Source organism: Bradyrhizobium sp. AUGA SZCCT0283 (genome assembly GCF_018130385.1).
In the GTDB taxonomy this organism is placed as follows: Bacteria; Pseudomonadota; Alphaproteobacteria; order Rhizobiales; family Xanthobacteraceae; genus Bradyrhizobium.
The window spans coordinates 100360-115077 of record NZ_JAFCLU010000015.1 but is presented as its reverse complement, the minus strand read 5'-3'; the positions used below and the strand labels follow the sequence as shown (position 1 = coordinate 115077).

20 protein-coding genes are annotated in these 14718 nt (G+C 62.3%); 19 read left to right on the top strand and 1 reads right to left on the bottom strand.

Annotated features, from left to right (window positions below):
- Nucleotides 1-50: 50 nt before the first annotated feature.
- A complete protein-coding gene (locus JQ624_RS21260) occupies nucleotides 51-2075 on the top strand; it encodes an ABC transporter ATP-binding protein (protein WP_212420852.1) in 2025 nt (674 codons plus the stop codon).
- Here JQ624_RS21260 and JQ624_RS21255 read toward each other — a convergent pair.
- Nucleotides 2024-3241, bottom strand: a complete 1218-nt coding sequence (locus tag JQ624_RS21255; RefSeq protein ID WP_212420851.1) for an NAD(P)/FAD-dependent oxidoreductase — start codon at nucleotides 3239-3241, stop codon at nucleotides 2024-2026. The two genes, JQ624_RS21260 and JQ624_RS21255, sit on opposite strands and share 52 nt — an antisense overlap.
- Before the next feature lie 692 nt (nucleotides 3242-3933).
- Here JQ624_RS21255 and rpsL point away from each other — a divergent pair.
- The 18 genes from rpsL (at nucleotide 3934) to rplE (ending at nucleotide 14700) form a co-directional block, all read left to right on the top strand.
- Nucleotides 3934-4305: a 30S ribosomal protein S12 gene (rpsL, locus tag JQ624_RS21250; RefSeq protein ID WP_108518071.1), complete on the top strand. Its 372-nt coding sequence runs from the start codon at nucleotides 3934-3936 to the stop codon at nucleotides 4303-4305.
- A 15-nt stretch (nucleotides 4306-4320) separates the two neighbouring features.
- Nucleotides 4321-4791 carry a 30S ribosomal protein S7 gene (rpsG, locus tag JQ624_RS21245; RefSeq protein ID WP_212420850.1) on the top strand — a complete coding sequence of 157 codons (471 nt, stop codon included), beginning with the start codon at nucleotides 4321-4323 and terminating at the stop codon, nucleotides 4789-4791.
- Nucleotides 4792-4820: 29 nt separating this feature from the next.
- Nucleotides 4821-6893 (top strand): elongation factor G, encoded by a 2073-nt coding sequence (gene fusA / locus JQ624_RS21240; protein ID WP_212420849.1) that lies wholly within the window; start codon nucleotides 4821-4823, stop codon nucleotides 6891-6893.
- 40 nt (nucleotides 6894-6933) lie between these two features.
- A complete protein-coding gene (gene tuf / locus JQ624_RS21235) occupies nucleotides 6934-8124 on the top strand; it encodes an elongation factor Tu (protein WP_025588679.1) in 1191 nt (396 codons plus the stop codon).
- A gap of 92 nt (nucleotides 8125-8216) precedes the next feature.
- Nucleotides 8217-8525 carry a 30S ribosomal protein S10 gene (gene rpsJ / locus JQ624_RS21230; protein WP_002712302.1) on the top strand — a complete coding sequence of 103 codons (309 nt, stop codon included), beginning with the start codon at nucleotides 8217-8219 and terminating at the stop codon, nucleotides 8523-8525.
- Between the two features lie 50 nt (nucleotides 8526-8575).
- Nucleotides 8576-9295 carry a 50S ribosomal protein L3 gene (gene rplC / locus JQ624_RS21225; protein WP_025588659.1) on the top strand — a complete coding sequence of 240 codons (720 nt, stop codon included), beginning with the start codon at nucleotides 8576-8578 and terminating at the stop codon, nucleotides 9293-9295.
- 1 nt (nucleotide 9296) lies between these two features.
- Nucleotides 9297-9917 carry a 50S ribosomal protein L4 gene (gene rplD / locus JQ624_RS21220; RefSeq protein WP_025588657.1) on the top strand — a complete coding sequence of 207 codons (621 nt, stop codon included), beginning with the start codon at nucleotides 9297-9299 and terminating at the stop codon, nucleotides 9915-9917.
- Nucleotides 9914-10213 carry a 50S ribosomal protein L23 gene (locus tag JQ624_RS21215; RefSeq protein ID WP_057849127.1) on the top strand — a complete coding sequence of 100 codons (300 nt, stop codon included), beginning with the start codon at nucleotides 9914-9916 and terminating at the stop codon, nucleotides 10211-10213. The genes rplD and JQ624_RS21215 overlap by 4 nt, the downstream gene beginning before the upstream one ends.
- A 12-nt stretch (nucleotides 10214-10225) precedes the next feature.
- On the top strand, nucleotides 10226-11059 hold the full coding sequence (rplB, locus tag JQ624_RS21210) for a 50S ribosomal protein L2 (protein WP_212420848.1): 834 nt from the start codon (nucleotides 10226-10228) through the stop codon (nucleotides 11057-11059).
- A gap of 12 nt (nucleotides 11060-11071) precedes the next feature.
- Nucleotides 11072-11350, top strand: coding sequence for a 30S ribosomal protein S19 (rpsS, locus tag JQ624_RS21205; RefSeq protein ID WP_212420847.1), 279 nt, complete (start codon nucleotides 11072-11074; stop codon nucleotides 11348-11350).
- A 10-nt stretch (nucleotides 11351-11360) separates the two neighbouring features.
- Nucleotides 11361-11747 carry a 50S ribosomal protein L22 gene (rplV, locus tag JQ624_RS21200; RefSeq protein WP_212420846.1) on the top strand — a complete coding sequence of 129 codons (387 nt, stop codon included), beginning with the start codon at nucleotides 11361-11363 and terminating at the stop codon, nucleotides 11745-11747.
- 19 nt (nucleotides 11748-11766) lie between these two features.
- Nucleotides 11767-12465 carry a 30S ribosomal protein S3 gene (rpsC, locus tag JQ624_RS21195; RefSeq protein WP_025588651.1) on the top strand — a complete coding sequence of 233 codons (699 nt, stop codon included), beginning with the start codon at nucleotides 11767-11769 and terminating at the stop codon, nucleotides 12463-12465.
- Nucleotides 12466-12497: 32 nt separating this feature from the next.
- Nucleotides 12498-12911, top strand: coding sequence for a 50S ribosomal protein L16 (gene rplP, locus JQ624_RS21190; RefSeq protein ID WP_025588649.1), 414 nt, complete (start codon nucleotides 12498-12500; stop codon nucleotides 12909-12911).
- A 4-nt stretch (nucleotides 12912-12915) separates the two neighbouring features.
- Entirely contained in the window at nucleotides 12916-13122 is a 207-nt protein-coding gene (gene rpmC / locus JQ624_RS21185) for a 50S ribosomal protein L29 (protein ID WP_025588647.1), read from the top strand.
- 11 nt (nucleotides 13123-13133) lie between these two features.
- Nucleotides 13134-13382, top strand: coding sequence for a 30S ribosomal protein S17 (gene rpsQ / locus JQ624_RS21180; RefSeq protein ID WP_009797129.1), 249 nt, complete (start codon nucleotides 13134-13136; stop codon nucleotides 13380-13382).
- An 85-nt stretch (nucleotides 13383-13467) separates the two neighbouring features.
- Nucleotides 13468-13836: a 50S ribosomal protein L14 gene (rplN, locus tag JQ624_RS21175; protein ID WP_011473865.1), complete on the top strand. Its 369-nt coding sequence runs from the start codon at nucleotides 13468-13470 to the stop codon at nucleotides 13834-13836.
- A complete protein-coding gene (gene rplX, locus JQ624_RS21170) occupies nucleotides 13836-14150 on the top strand; it encodes a 50S ribosomal protein L24 (RefSeq protein WP_212420845.1) in 315 nt (104 codons plus the stop codon). The genes rplN and rplX overlap by 1 nt, the downstream gene beginning before the upstream one ends.
- Entirely contained in the window at nucleotides 14143-14700 is a 558-nt protein-coding gene (gene rplE / locus JQ624_RS21165; protein WP_212420844.1) for a 50S ribosomal protein L5, read from the top strand. The genes rplX and rplE overlap by 8 nt, the downstream gene beginning before the upstream one ends.
- Nucleotides 14701-14718: the final 18 nt, after the last annotated feature.

Here is a 14718-nt window from a genome sequence, read left to right as displayed (position 1 = left end):
TGCCGCGTTCGATTTGCGGTCATGCCGGCCGTGCAGCATCGGTTGGTTTCATGGCGCCCAAGCCTCCTCCCTCGGATGAGCAGAATCCCGCGCCAGCGGATGATCCTGAGCTTGCGAAGAAGCTCGCGCCCGGCGCTGCCGCCGCGCCCGCGGCGGGTGGCAAGACGACCGGCGTGCCCCCCGACGATGACAAGGACGACGAAGAGGACGAGCTGGAGTTCGACGACGATGATGATGACGAGGACCTTGTCGTCTTCACCGCCAAGGAAGCCGCCGGTGCGATGGCCACCATCTACGGCTTCGTTCGGCCGTATCTGGCCAATTACCGGAAGCTGCTCGCCTTCGTGACCTTCGGCGTTCTCGTTGAGACGCTGTTCAACGTCATCATGCCGCTCAGCCTGAAATTCCTGATCGACGACGCGCTCGGCGAGGAGGACTTTCAGGCGCTCTACAAGATCCTCGGCGTGCTCGCGGCTGCCGGCATCATCACCTCGATTATCGCGGTCTGGTATGAGCGCTGGGACGCGCGGCTGGCGGCGTCCATCATTGCCGACGTGCGGAGCCGGCTGTTCGAGCACGTCCAGAACCTGCCGTCCTCGTATTTCGCCCGCACCAAGCGCGGCGAAATCCTTTCGCGCTTCTCGATCGACCTTGCGGCCTTCGAAGGCTCGGTCAAGACCTTCGCCAACAGCGCCGCCTTGCCGTTCTTCGAACTGATCGCCGGCATCGTCCTGATGCTGTTTTTGAACTGGCAGCTTGCGGCGGTCGCGCTGCTGGTATTCCCGATCACGCTGATCGGGCCGCGGATCCTGACGCCGAAGGCGGTGCAGGCGAATTACGAGCAGAAGCTCAATGAATCGGCACTGCTCGGCACGGTGCAGGAAAACGTGGCGGCGCAGGCCGTGGTCAAGGCGTTCAGTCTGCAGCGCCGCACGCTCGGCTGGTTCACCATGCGCAACCAGGAAGTGCGCATCAAGACCGCGTCCGCCGTCTTCCTCTCCACGATGGTGGAGCGCACCGTCACCATTTCGGTATTGCTGCTGCACCTCGTGGTGCTGGCGATCGGCGCCTATCTCGCCACCAAGGGCCAGATCACCATCGGCACCTTCGTCACCTTCGAGAGCGCGTTCTGGGAGGTGTCCTACAACATCGCCCATCTGATGCATTTCATTCCGGTGTCGATCCAGTCGGCGGCGGCGGTGCGGCACATCCAGGAACTGCTGGATGAGCCGACGCGCGGCGCCGATCGTCCGGGCGCGCCCGATTTGCCGCGCATCACCAACGACATCACCTTCGACCGCGTCACCTTCGCCTACGAAGGCAGCGAGACGCCGGTGCTCGACAATTTCAGCCTCAAGCTCAATGTCGGCAAGCGCATCGCGATCGTCGGTCCCAGCGGCTCGGGCAAGAGCACGCTGCTCAACCTGATCCTGCGTCTTTACACGCCGGACGAGGGGCGGGTGGCGATCGACGGCGTCGATATCCGCCGCGTGACCCGCGAATCCCTGCGCAAGAGCATGGCGGTCGTGTTCCAGGAGAACATGCTGTTCAACATGTCGATCCGGGAGAACATCCGGCTCGGCAAGGAAGGCGCCAGCGACGAGGAGGTCGTGGCCGCCGCGCGCAAGGCCGAGATCCACAGCTACATCATGAGCCTGCCGCAGAAATACGACACGCCGGTCGGCGAGCGCGGCGACACGCTGTCGGGTGGCCAGCGCCAGCGCATCGCGATCGCGCGCGCCATCATCCGCAATCCCTCGCTGCTGCTGCTCGATGAGGCGACGTCGGCGCTCGACCAGACCACCGAAGCCGCGATCAACCGTACGCTTCTCAACGTGGCGGAGGGGCGCACCATGATCTGGTCGACCCACCGTCTGACCTCGGTGGTCGAGATGGACGAGATCATCGTGATTTCAGGCGGCAAGGCGATCGAGCGCGGCTCGCATGCGCAGTTGCTCGCGGCCAACGGCGTCTATCGCAAGCTCTGGGACGACCAGGGCCATACGCCGCACCAGGCGGACGGTCAGGCCGACGACGACAATGAAGACGATGACGAGGATGATGACGAGGAGTGAGCGCGGCGGTTTGACCCCGCGCTGATCCCGTTTCGCATCCGCCGCAAACAGCCTTCGCCGAACCACGCCAGGAAGCGCGCCCAGCGCTGCGCACGCCAGTATAGCCCGTTCTCGATCGTGACTTTTCGGAAGCTGACGGCTTTTGCCATCGACCAGGCGTCGCACGCCTGCTTGACCGGATCGTCGTAGAAGGAAGCGATCTTGTCCGCCCCCATGCCCTCGGTCGCAAGCCAGGCGGGGATATGGACGTTGCAGAGCTGGGCGACGTCAGTGAACACCTTGTCGGTGCCGGTGCCGGTAACCGGGCAGGTGGCCGCAAAGGCGTCGCCCACCAAAACGACGCCGGGTTGGCGATAGCCGGTCGAGACATAGAGGTCGGCAGGCCTGATCGTGACGTCGCCGGCAACGCCGTATTCGCCGATGATGCGGCGCAGCCTCGGCAGCGCGGCGTTCATGGTCTCGACCGGCTTGCGCCGCATCTCGCGCAGCCAGGGATCGTCGACCTCGCGGTAGACGAAGAGGTTGGCCCGCATCCGGCTTCCGATAGGGAAAAGCGTCACATAGGCGACGCGCTCCTTTACCCTTTCCGAAAAGTAGGTCAGGGCGGGAAATTCGAAGGCCGGGCGGCCGACCGGCACCAGGTCGAAGCCGATCGAGATGGAATGGCTGACGCTGATGATCTGGCGCTCGATGCCGAGATTGCGGCGCAGCCCGACACTCAGGCCATTGGCCAGCACCACCAGGCGCGCCGAGATCGTTTCGCCGTCGGACAGCGTGAGCTTCTGCCGCTCCGCGCTGGTCGAGACATCGGTCACCTTGGCGCAGATGAGTTCAGCGGGGGCTGCGATTTCGGCGCGAATCGCGCCTATCAGCGCGTCGTACATGATGCCGTATTGGCGGCTCGGCTTCTTGTCGAGCAGGTAGCCGAATCGCGCGATCCAGTTTTCGCCGTCATGGGTGGCCGAGCGAAGCACCGAATCGGCGATTCCGGTCTGGTAGAAGCGGCCGAGCTGCTCGTCGCCGCTGATTTTTTCGACGCGGAAGTCGAACGGATAGACCTGATGCGGATCGATCAGAACAGTTGGAATTCCCGCGCGTCCGAGCATGGCGGCCGCGGTCGAGCCGGCAAGGCCGCCGCCGATGATCGCGATGTCGGTATACTTCATGGGGAATCCCGGCCTCGAATTGCTAGTTTTGCCCCCCGAATGGCAAATAAAGGCTTAGCCAGACAGCCGACTCTGGGCCGGCGCCCGCCGGAATCTTGTTTCTGGATATATTTACCCGGGTAAAATTTGCTACTGGCCCGACTCTAGGGTAGGATGGGGCGGCGCCATTTCGGACTTCCCGAATTCGCGGGAAGCGCTGAATCCGCAGACGCCATAGGCATTTCCAGCGTTCTCGTTTCGCTTGACTTAGCTATCCACCGCTTATAGAAGACGGCCACTTAACGACAGGCGGTGAGCAACGCCAGCGTCGGAACGGAACACCCTTTCAAATCCTTACGGAAGTTTCCTAAAGGACCTGGACGGGCACCAACCTCGACGAATGCCGCTCAAACGCTGTCGATCATATTGCTAGGCACTGCCAGGACGATTTTAGTTCTCTTGAGCACGTTCTCTTGAGAGTGAATTCGGATGCATGACCTCGGTAGCAGGCCGGACAGCGAAAGCTGATCGGTCTTCAATTGCGGTCCTCTGTGGCGTCGAAGCGCTTTCCGCTCAGCGATGAGTGGTTGGCGTGATTTCGTTTTGCGTGGAAGTTTTTTTCACGCAAGGCGGGCCGAACGGAACGGCTAGTTCCGAGAAGAATTTGCGAAAGCCATTCAAGGTTTCGCGCGAACTAAAGGGTGAAGGCTGACATGCCGACGATCAACCAGCTGATCGCAAAACCGCGTGCGGTGCAGAAGTCACGCAAGAAGGTGCCGGCGCTGCAGCAGTCGCCGCAGAAGCGCGGCGTTTGTACGCGCGTCTACACCACGACCCCGAAGAAGCCGAACTCGGCGCTTCGTAAGGTCGCCAAGGTGCGCCTGACCAACGGCTTCGAAGTGATCGGCTACATCCCGGGTGAAGGCCATAACCTTCAGGAGCACTCGGTGGTCATGATCCGCGGCGGCCGCGTCAAGGACTTGCCCGGCGTGCGCTACCACATCCTCCGCGGCGTCCTCGATACCCAGGGCGTCAAGAACCGTAAGCAGCGTCGTTCGAAGTACGGCGCGAAGCGTCCGAAGTAATCAGGAACAGAATCGATGTCTCGTCGCCATTCTGCTGAAAAGCGTGAAGTGAACCCGGATCCGAAGTTCGGGAACATCATCATCACGAAGTTCATGAACTCGATCATGTACGACGGCAAGAAGTCCGCCGCCGAGAGCATCGTCTACGGCGCGCTCGCCATGATCGAAACCAAGACCAAGCAGGGGCCGCTGCCGGTTTTCGAGCAGGCGCTGGAAAACGTCATGCCGACCATCGAAGTGCGGTCGCGCCGCGTCGGTGGCGCCACCTACCAGGTGCCGGTCGAAGTGCGCTCGGTCCGCCGTCAGGCGCTGGGCATTCGCTGGATCATCACTGCAGCGCGCGAGCGCAACGAAAAGACGATGACGGAGCGGCTCTCGGCCGAGCTGCTCGACGCGTCGAACAATCGGGGTAACGCCGTCAAGAAGCGTGAAGACGTGCACCGGATGGCGGAAGCCAACCGTGCCTTCTCGCATTATCGCTGGTAACGGCGAAGAACGGATTTAAGGAACAGCCCATGCCCCGCGTTCATGCCATAGAGAACTACCGCAACTTCGGTATTATGGCGCATATCGATGCCGGTAAGACCACGACCACCGAGCGCATCCTCTATTACACCGGCAAGAGCCACAAGATCGGCGAAGTGCACGAAGGTGCCGCGACGATGGACTGGATGGAGCAGGAGCAGGAGCGTGGCATCACGATCACCTCAGCTGCGACCACCGCGTTCTGGAACGGCAAGCGTCTGAACATCATCGACACCCCCGGCCACGTCGACTTCACCATCGAAGTCGAACGTTCGCTGCGCGTGCTCGACGGCGCGGTATGCGTGCTCGATTCCAACCAGGGCGTTGAGCCGCAGACCGAGACCGTGTGGCGTCAGGGCGACAAGTACCGCGTTCCGCGCATCGTCTTCGCCAACAAGATGGATAAGACCGGCGCCGATTTCTACAAGTGTCTCGACGATATCGTCGACCGCCTTGGCGCCAAGCCGATTGCGATCCAGCTTCCGATCGGCTCCGAAAACAACTTCAAGGGTCTGGTCGATCTCGTCCGCATGAAGGGCGTGGTCTGGGAAGACGAGGCGCTCGGCGCCAACTTCAAGGACATCGATATTCCGGCCGACCTCGCCGACAAGGCGAAGGAATACCGCGAGAAGATGCTGGAAGCCGCCGTCGAACTCGATGACGACGCGCTCGCGGCCTATCTCGACGGCAAGGAGCCCGATGAGGCGACGCTGAAGCGGCTGATCCGTAAAGCCGTGCTGACTGGCGCCTTCTATCCGGTGCTGTGCGGCTCGGCCTTCAAGAACAAGGGCGTGCAGCCGCTGCTCGACGCGGTGGTGGATTATCTGCCGTCGCCGATCGACGTGCCCGCGATCAAGGGCATTGACGATGACGGCAACGAAGTCGTCCGCAAGGCCGACGACAAGGAGCCGCTGGCTCTGCTCGCGTTCAAGATCATGGACGACCCGTTCGTCGGCACCATCACCTTTTGCCGCATCTATTCCGGCGTTCTTGCCAGCGGCACCGGCGTGATCAATTCGACCCGCGAGAAGAAAGAACGTATCGGCCGCATGCTGCTGATGCATGCGAACAACCGCGAGGATATCAAGGAAGCCTATGCCGGCGACATCGTGGCACTGGCGGGCCTGAAGGAAGCGCGCACCGGTGACACGCTGTGCGATCCCGACAAGCCGGTGATCCTTGAAAAGATGGAATTCCCGGAGCCGGTGATCGAAATCGCGATCGAGCCGAAGTCGAAGGCCGACCAGGAAAAGCTCGGCGTGGCATTGGCGAAGCTCGCGGCCGAAGATCCGTCGTTCCGCGTGTCGACCGACCAGGAGTCCGGCCAGACCATTCTCAAGGGCATGGGCGAACTCCATCTCGACATCAAGGTCGACATCCTCCGCCGCACCTACAAGGTCGACGCCAACATCGGTGCGCCGCAGGTGGCGTTCCGCGAGCGGGTCACCAAGCGCGCTGAAGTCAAGTACACGCACAAGAAGCAGACCGGTGGTACCGGTCAGTTCGCCGAAGTGTCGATCATCGTCGAGCCGAACGAGCCCGGCAAGGGCTACGAGTTCGAGTCGAAGATCGTCGGCGGCGCGGTGCCGAAGGAATACATCCCCGGCGTCGAAAAGGGCCTCAACAGCGTGATGGGCTCGGGCGTCGTCGCCGGCTTCCCGGTGGTGGACGTCAAGGTCCAGCTGGTCGACGGCAAGTATCACGACGTCGACTCCTCGGCGCTGGCCTTCGAAATCGCATCGCGCGCGGCATTCCGCGAAGCGCTGCAGAAGGGCAAGTCCGTTCTGCTCGAGCCGATCATGAAGGTCGAGGTGGTGACCCCGGAAGACTATACCGGTTCCGTCATCGGCGACCTGAATTCGCGGCGCGGCCAGATCCAGGGTCAGGATATGCGCGGCAACGCCAACGTCATCAACGCGATGGTGCCGCTCATGAACATGTTCGGGTACGTGAATAACCTGCGCTCGATGAGCCAGGGACGCGCGACCTTTACGATGCAATTCGATCACTACGCTGAAGCGCCGGCGAACGTGTCGGCAGAAGTCCAGAAGAAGTTTGCCTGATTGTCGTTGGTTCAAAGCTAACGACTGAACGGAGAGTCAAATGGCCAAAGCAAAGTTTGAACGTACTAAACCGCACTGCAACATCGGAACCATCGGTCACGTCGACCATGGCAAGACTTCGCTGACCGCAGCGATCACCAAGGTGCTGGCTGAAACCGGCGGTGCGACGTTCACGGCGTACGACCAGATCGACAAGGCGCCGGAAGAGAAGGCGCGCGGCATCACGATCTCGACCGCCCACGTCGAATACGAGACCGCGAACCGGCACTATGCTCACGTCGACTGCCCGGGCCACGCCGACTACGTGAAGAACATGATCACCGGTGCGGCGCAGATGGACGGCGCGATCCTGGTGGTGTCGGCGGCCGACGGCCCGATGCCGCAGACCCGCGAGCACATCCTGCTCGCCCGTCAGGTCGGCGTTCCCGCGCTGGTGGTGTTCCTGAACAAGTGCGACATGGTCGACGATCCGGAACTGCTCGAACTCGTCGAACTCGAAGTCCGCGAACTGCTGTCGAAGTACGAATTCCCGGGCGACACCATCCCGATCGTGAAGGGTTCGGCGCTGGCAGCGCTGGAGAATAAGGACCCCAAGCTCGGCCATGATGCGATCCTGGAACTGATGAAGGCGGTGGACAGCTACATTCCGCAGCCGGAGCGTCCGGTCGACCAGCCGTTCCTGATGCCGGTGGAAGACGTGTTCTCGATCTCGGGTCGCGGCACCGTCGTCACCGGCCGCGTCGAGCGCGGCATCATCAAGGTCGGCGAGGAAATCGAAATCGTCGGTCTCCGCGACACCCAGAAGACCATCGTCACTGGCGTCGAAATGTTCCGCAAGCTGCTCGACCAGGGCCAGGCCGGCGACAACATCGGTGCGCTGCTCCGCGGTACCAAGCGCGAGGAAGTCGAGCGTGGCCAGGTGCTGTGCAAGCCGGGTTCGGTCAAGCCGCACACCAAGTTCAAGGCTGAGGCCTACATCCTGACCAAGGAGGAGGGCGGTCGTCACACCCCGTTCTTCACCAACTACCGGCCCCAGTTCTACTTCCGCACCACCGACGTGACCGGCGTCGTGCATCTGCCCGAAGGCACCGAAATGGTGATGCCGGGCGACAACATTGCGATGGAAGTGCACCTGATCGTGCCGATCGCGATGGAAGAAAAGCTGCGCTTCGCGATCCGTGAAGGCGGCCGCACCGTCGGTGCCGGCGTCGTCGCAAGCATCATCGAGTAAGCGTAGGGAATGGCGAGTAGCGGGTGGATTGGATCCATTCGCTATTCGCTACTCACCACTCGCCCTTAAGCGACAAAGAAAGACAAACGGCAATGAACGGCCAAAATATTCGCATCCGTCTCAAGGCGTTCGACCATCGTATCCTCGATACGTCGACCCGCGAGATCGTGAACACGGCGAAACGTACCGGTGCCCAGGTTCGCGGACCTATCCCGCTGCCCACCCGCATCGAGAAGTTCACCGTTAACCGTTCTCCGCATGTCGACAAGAAGAGCCGCGAGCAGTTCGAGATGCGCACCCACAAGCGCCTTCTCGACATCGTCGACCCGACCCCGCAGACCGTCGATGCTCTCATGAAGCTCGATCTGGCCGCCGGTGTCGACGTCGAGATCAAGCTCTAAATTTCAGGATCGTCCGAAGTTAGCGGACAGAAAGAACAGGAAGCACGCCGATGCGCTCCGGAGTGATCGCACAAAAGGTCGGGATGACGCGGGTCTTTACGGAGACCGGCGAACATATCCCTGTGACCGTGCTGAAGCTGGGCAACTGCCAGGTGCTGGGCCACCGCACGACCGAGAAAAACGGTTACGTCGCGCTGCAGCTCGGTTCGGGTACCCGCAAGACCGTCTATCTGCCGAAGGCAGAGCGCGGCCAGTTTGCGGTGTCCAAGGTTGAGCCCAAGCGGAAGGTCACCGAGTTCCGCGTGTCCGAGGACGCGCTGATCCCGGTTGGCGCCGAGATTCAGGCGGACCATTTCGTGGTCGGCCAGTTCGTCGACGTCACCGGCACCTCGGTCGGTAAGGGGTTTGCCGGCGGCATGAAGCGCTGGAATTTCGGCGGTCTGCGCGCCACCCACGGTGTGTCGGTTTCGCATCGTTCGATCGGTTCGACCGGTGGACGTCAGGATCCCGGCAAGACCTTCAAGAACAAGAAGATGCCCGGTCACATGGGTGTCGACCGCATCACCACGCTCAATCTGCGTGTGGTGCAGACCGACGTCGAGCGCGGCCTGATCCTCGTCGAAGGCGCCGTTCCCGGCTCCAAGGGCGGCTGGATCTCGGTGCGCGACGCCGTGAAGAAGCCGCTGCCGAAGGATGCTCCGAAGCCCGGCAAGTTCAAGGTCGCCGGCGGTGAGCAGGCTCAGGCTCCGGCCGAGCAGGAGGGCGCGTGAGATGGAACTGAAAGTCACGACCCTTGAAGGCAAGGAAGCTGGCTCGGTCCAGCTCTCGGACGCGATCTTCGGTCTCGAGCCGCGTGCCGACATCATTCAGCGTTGCGTGCAATGGCAGCTCAACAAGCGCCAGGCCGGGACGCACAAGACGCAGGGCCGCGCCGACGTCTGGCGCACCGGCAAGAAGATGTACAAGCAGAAGGGCACCGGCGGCGCCCGTCACGGCTCGGCCCGCGTGCCGCAGTTCCGCGGCGGTGGCCGTGCGTTCGGTCCGGTGGTTCGCTCGCACGCGACCGACCTGCCGAAGAAGGTGCGCGCGCTGGCGCTCAAGCATGCCCTGTCGGCGAAAGCCAAGGACGGCGGCCTGATCGTGATCGACAATGCGCAGATCAAGGACGCCAAGACCAAGGCGCTGGTCGGCCATTTCTCGGGTCTCGGCCTGACCAATGCGCTGATCATCGACGGCGCCGAGGTGCATGCCGGTTTCGCCACCGCTGCGCGCAACATTCCGAATATCGACGTGCTGCCGATCCAGGGCATCAACGTCTACGACATTCTGCGTCGTCAGAAGCTCGTGCTGACGAAGGCGGCAGTCGATGCGCTGGAGGCGCGCTTCAAATGAAGAACATCGATCCGCGCCATTACGACGTGATCGTCGCTCCTGTCGTCACCGAAAAGGCGACGGTAGCGTCAGAGCACAACAAGGTGGTGTTCAAGGTCGCCAGCAAGGCGACCAAGCCGCAAATCAAGGAAGCCGTCGAAAAGCTGTTCGACGTCAAGGTGAAGCGCGTGAACACGCTGGTCCGCAAGGGCAAGACCAAGGTGTTCCGCGGCAATTTCGGTTCGCAGTCGGACGTGAAGCGGGCTGTCGTGACCCTCGAAGAGGGCCACCGCATCGACGTCACTACCGGACTATAAGGCGACACAGCGATGGCATTGAAAACATACAATCCGACGACGCCGGGCCAGCGCCAGCTGGTGATGGTCGACCGTTCGGCGCTCTACAAGGGCAAGCCGGTGAAGGCGCTGACCGAGGGCAAGCTCGGCAATGGCGGCCGCAACAACACCGGTCGCATCACCGTTCGTTTCCGCGGCGGCGGCCACAAGAAGTCCTACCGCCTGGTCGACTTCAAGCGGAACAAGGTCGATGTTCCCGCCGTCGTCGAGCGGCTGGAGTATGATCCGAACCGCACCGCGTTCATCGCGCTGATCAAGTATCAGGACGGCGAGCAGGCCTACATCCTGGCGCCGCAGCGTCTGGCTGCGGGCGACACCGTGGTTGCCGGCAACTATGTCGACGTCAAGCCCGGCAATGTCATGCCGCTCGGCAACATGCCGGTCGGCACCATCATCCACAATATCGAGATGAAGATCGGGAAGGGCGGCCAGATCGCGCGCTCGGCCGGCACCTATGCCCAGATCGTCGGCCGCGACCAGGACTACGTCATTCTGCGCCTGAATTCGGGCGAGCAGCGCCTGGTGCACGGCCGTTGCCGCGGCACCATCGGTGCGGTGTCGAACCCCGATCACATGAACATCTCGATCGGCAAGGCCGGCCGTACCCGCTGGCTGGGCTGGCGTCCGCATAACCGCGGCGTCGTCATGAACCCGATCGACCATCCGCACGGCGGCGGCGAAGGCCGCACCTCGGGCGGCCGCCACCCGGTCACCCCGTGGGGCAAGCCGACCAAGGGCAAGAAGACCCGTTCGAACAAGTCGACCAATCGATTCATCCTCCTAAGCCGCCACAAGCGGAAGAAGTAAGGAACGCCGGACATGGTACGTTCAGTCTGGAAAGGCCCGTTCGTCGAAGCGTCTCTGCTCAAGAAGGCAGATGTTGCGCGCGCGTCCGGCCGTCACGACGTCATCAAAATCTGGAGCCGCCGCTCGACCATCCTGCCGCAGTTCGTCGGCCTGGTTTTCGGCGTCTACAACGGCCAGAAGCACGTGCCGGTCTCGGTCAACGAGGAAATGGTGGGTCACAAGTTCGGCGAGTTCTCGCCGACCCGTACCTTCCATGGCCATTCTGGCGACAAGAAAGCCAAGAAGGCTTGAGGAATAGACGATGAGCAAACCAAAGCGCGAACGTAGCCTCGCGGACAACGAGGCCAAGGCAATTGCCCGGATGCTGCGCGTCAGTCCGCAGAAGCTCAATCTTGTCGCGCAGCTGATCCGCGGCCGGAAGGCTTCGGCTGCGCTCGCCGACCTGCAGTTTTCGCGCAAGCGGATCGCGGTCGACGTCAAGAAGTGCCTGGAATCGGCGATCGCGAACGCCGAGAACAACCATGACCTCGAAGTCGACGATCTCGTCGTCGCCGAGGCGCATGTCGGCAACGGCATCGTCATGAAGCGTTTTTCGCCGCGCGGCCGAGGCCGTTCGGGGCGTGTGTATAAACCGTTCTCGCACCTGACCATCGTGGTTCGTCAGGTCGAGGCCGAGGCAAGCGCTTAAAGCGGCGCGGGAGAAAACGATGGGTCAAAAGATCAATCCAATCGGACTGCGTCTCGGCATCAACCGGACGTGGGATTCCCGTTGGTTCGCCGGCAAGAACGAGTACGGCAAGCTGCTGCATGAGGACGTCAAGATCCGCGAGATCCTGCACAAGGAGCTCAAGCAGGCGGCCGTCGCCCGCATCGTGATTGAGCGTCCGCACAAGAAGTGCCGCGTGACGATCCATTCGGCGCGTCCGGGTGTGGTGATCGGCAAGAAGGGCGCCGACATCGACAAGCTGCGCAAGCGGGTTGCCGACATCACGGCTTCCGACGTCGTCATCAACATCGTCGAAATCCGCAAGCCCGAACTCGACGCCACCCTGGTCGCCGAATCGATCGCCCAGCAGCTCGAGCGCCGCGTCGCGTTCCGCCGCGCCATGAAGCGGGCGGTGCAGTCGGCGATGCGCCTCGGCGCCGAAGGCATCCGTATCAACTGCTCGGGCCGTCTCGGCGGCGCCGAAATCGCGCGCATGGAATGGTATCGCGAAGGCCGCGTGCCGCTGCACACGCTGCGCGCCGACATTGATTACGGCGTGGCGACCGCGTTCACCACGTTCGGCACCTGCGGCGTCAAGGTCTGGATCTTCAAGGGCGAGATCCTCGAGCACGATCCGATGGCCCAGGACAAGAAGATGGCCGAAGGCGACACCGCACGTCCGCGCCGCGACGCTGCGTGAGACATCAGAAGAAGGTTTGAGGGCTTAAAGCCATGATGCAACCAAAGAAAACGAAGTTCCGGAAGGCGCATAAGGGCCGTATCCACGGCGTTGCGACTTCGGGTGCGACGTTGTCGTTCGGTCAATTCGGCCTGAAGGCGATGGCGCCCGAGCGCATCACCGCCCGCCAGATCGAAGCCGCGCGCCGCGCGCTGACCCGTCACATGAAGCGCGCCGGCCGCGTCTGGATCCGCGTGTTTCCGGACCTGCCGGTGTCGAAGAAGCCCGCCGAGGTCCGCATGGGCTCCGGCAAGGGTACGCCGGAATTGTGGGTGGCGCGGGTCAAGCCCGGCCGCGTGATTTTCGAGATCGACGGCGTCACGGTGCAGACCGCCAAGGAAGCGCTCTCGCTTGCCGCCGCCAAGCTGCCGATCAAGACGCGCTTCGTCGCGCGCATTGCGGAGTAACGTCATGGCCCCGATGAAAGTTGAAGACATCCGCGCGATGAGCGACGACCAGAGGGACGACGCCGTCCTCAATCTGAAGAAGGAACGTTTCAACCTGCGTTTCCAGCGCGCCACCGGGCAGCTGGAGAACACCTCGCGGCTGCGCGAAGCCCGCCGCGATATCGCCCGCATCAAGACCATCGCCGCGCAAACGCGCGCGAAGAAGAAGTAAGAGGCCTTATTATGCCGAAACGTACCCTTCAGGGCGTGGTCGTGAGCGACAAGCAAGCCAAGACGGTGGTTGTGCGAGTCGATCGCCGCTTCACCCATCCGATCTACAAGAAGACGATCCGCCGCTCCAAGAACTACCACGCGCACGACGAGAACAACGAGTTCAAGCCGGGCGACATGGTGTGGATCGAGGAGAGCAAGCCGATCTCCAAGTTGAAGCGCTGGACCGTGGTCCGGGGCGAGCAGAAGAAAACCGCCTGAGATTCATTCGGCCCGGCCGGATGAATAATCAGGAAAAATTTTCGGCGCTAATTCGAGCGCATCAGAAAGAGGACGAGGTGCATCAATGATTCAGATGCAGACCAACCTCGACGTGGCCGACAATTCAGGCGCACGCCGTGTCATGTGTATCAAGGTGCTTGGGGGCTCCAAGCGCCGCTATGCTACCGTGGGCGACGTTATCGTCGTGTCGATCAAGGAAGCGATTCCGCGCGGCAAGGTGAAGAAGGGCGATGTGATGAAGGCCGTCGTGGTGCGGGTCCGCAAGGACATCCGCCGCGCCGACGGCTCGGTCATCCGCTTCGACCGTAACGCCGCCGTGCTGATCAACAACCAGTCGGAGCCGGTCGGCACCCGTATCTTCGGGCCCGTGCCGCGCGAGCTGCGCGCCAAGAACCACATGAAGATCATCTCGCTTGCGCCGGAGGTGCTGTGATGGCTGCCAAGATCCGGAAAGGTGACAAGGTCATCGTGCTGAGCGGCCGCGACAAGGGTCGCACCGGCGAAGTATTCGAGGTCCGCCCCGCCGAAAACAAGGCGCTGGTGCGCGGCATCAACATGGTGAAGCGTCACCAGAAGCAGACCCAGGCCCAGGAAGGCGGCATCATCTCCAAGGAGTCGCCGATCCACCTGTCCAACGTCGCCTATGTCGGCAAGGACGGCAAGCCGACCCGCGTGGGCTTCAAGATTCAGGCTGATGGCAAGAAGGTACGCATTGCCAAGAGCTCGGGAGCAGAGATCGATGGCTGATACCGCTTACACACCGCGCCTGCGCGCGGAGTATGACAAGAGCATTCGTGGCCAGCTGACTGAAAAGTTCGGCTATGCCAACGTCATGCAGGTGCCGCGGCTGGACAAGGTCGTGCTCAACATGGGCGTCGGCGATGCCGTCAACGACCGCAAAAAGGCCGAGACCGCGGCTGGCGAGCTGACGCAGATCGCCGGCCAGAAGGCGATCGTGACCTATTCGCGGGTTGCGATCGCGACCTTCAAGCTGCGCGAGAACCAGCCGATCGGCTGCAAGGTCACGCTGCGCAAGGCCAAGATGTACGAGTTCATCGATCGCCTGGTGAACGTGGCGCTGCCCCGCGTGCGCGACTTCCGCGGCCTCAACCCGAAGAGCTTCGATGGCCGCGGCAACTACTCGCTCGGCCTCAAGGAGCACATCATTTTCCCCGAAATCGATTTCGACAAGGTTTCGGAAGCCCGCGGCATGGACATCACGGTCTGCACCACGGCGAAGACCGACGACGAGGCGCGTGCCTTGTTGACCGCATTCAATTTCCCGTTCCGGCAGTGAGACGCAGTTAAAGCCTCT

Coding starts and splice junctions, on each gene's coding strand:
- JQ624_RS21260 (WP_212420852.1), top strand. CDS start 51: ATGGCGCCCAAGCCTCCTCCCTCGGATGAGCAGAATCCCGCGCCAGCG.
- JQ624_RS21255 (WP_212420851.1), bottom strand. CDS start 3,241: ATGAAGTATACCGACATCGCGATCATCGGCGGCGGCCTTGCCGGCTCG.
- rpsL (WP_108518071.1), top strand. CDS start 3,934: ATGCCGACGATCAACCAGCTGATCGCAAAACCGCGTGCGGTGCAGAAG.
- rpsG (WP_212420850.1), top strand. CDS start 4,321: ATGTCTCGTCGCCATTCTGCTGAAAAGCGTGAAGTGAACCCGGATCCG.
- fusA (WP_212420849.1), top strand. CDS start 4,821: ATGCCCCGCGTTCATGCCATAGAGAACTACCGCAACTTCGGTATTATG.
- tuf (WP_025588679.1), top strand. CDS start 6,934: ATGGCCAAAGCAAAGTTTGAACGTACTAAACCGCACTGCAACATCGGA.
- rpsJ (WP_002712302.1), top strand. CDS start 8,217: ATGAACGGCCAAAATATTCGCATCCGTCTCAAGGCGTTCGACCATCGT.
- rplC (WP_025588659.1), top strand. CDS start 8,576: ATGCGCTCCGGAGTGATCGCACAAAAGGTCGGGATGACGCGGGTCTTT.
- rplD (WP_025588657.1), top strand. CDS start 9,297: ATGGAACTGAAAGTCACGACCCTTGAAGGCAAGGAAGCTGGCTCGGTC.
- JQ624_RS21215 (WP_057849127.1), top strand. CDS start 9,914: ATGAAGAACATCGATCCGCGCCATTACGACGTGATCGTCGCTCCTGTC.
- rplB (WP_212420848.1), top strand. CDS start 10,226: ATGGCATTGAAAACATACAATCCGACGACGCCGGGCCAGCGCCAGCTG.
- rpsS (WP_212420847.1), top strand. CDS start 11,072: ATGGTACGTTCAGTCTGGAAAGGCCCGTTCGTCGAAGCGTCTCTGCTC.
- rplV (WP_212420846.1), top strand. CDS start 11,361: ATGAGCAAACCAAAGCGCGAACGTAGCCTCGCGGACAACGAGGCCAAG.
- rpsC (WP_025588651.1), top strand. CDS start 11,767: ATGGGTCAAAAGATCAATCCAATCGGACTGCGTCTCGGCATCAACCGG.
- rplP (WP_025588649.1), top strand. CDS start 12,498: ATGATGCAACCAAAGAAAACGAAGTTCCGGAAGGCGCATAAGGGCCGT.
- rpmC (WP_025588647.1), top strand. CDS start 12,916: ATGGCCCCGATGAAAGTTGAAGACATCCGCGCGATGAGCGACGACCAG.
- rpsQ (WP_009797129.1), top strand. CDS start 13,134: ATGCCGAAACGTACCCTTCAGGGCGTGGTCGTGAGCGACAAGCAAGCC.
- rplN (WP_011473865.1), top strand. CDS start 13,468: ATGATTCAGATGCAGACCAACCTCGACGTGGCCGACAATTCAGGCGCA.
- rplX (WP_212420845.1), top strand. CDS start 13,836: ATGGCTGCCAAGATCCGGAAAGGTGACAAGGTCATCGTGCTGAGCGGC.
- rplE (WP_212420844.1), top strand. CDS start 14,143: ATGGCTGATACCGCTTACACACCGCGCCTGCGCGCGGAGTATGACAAG.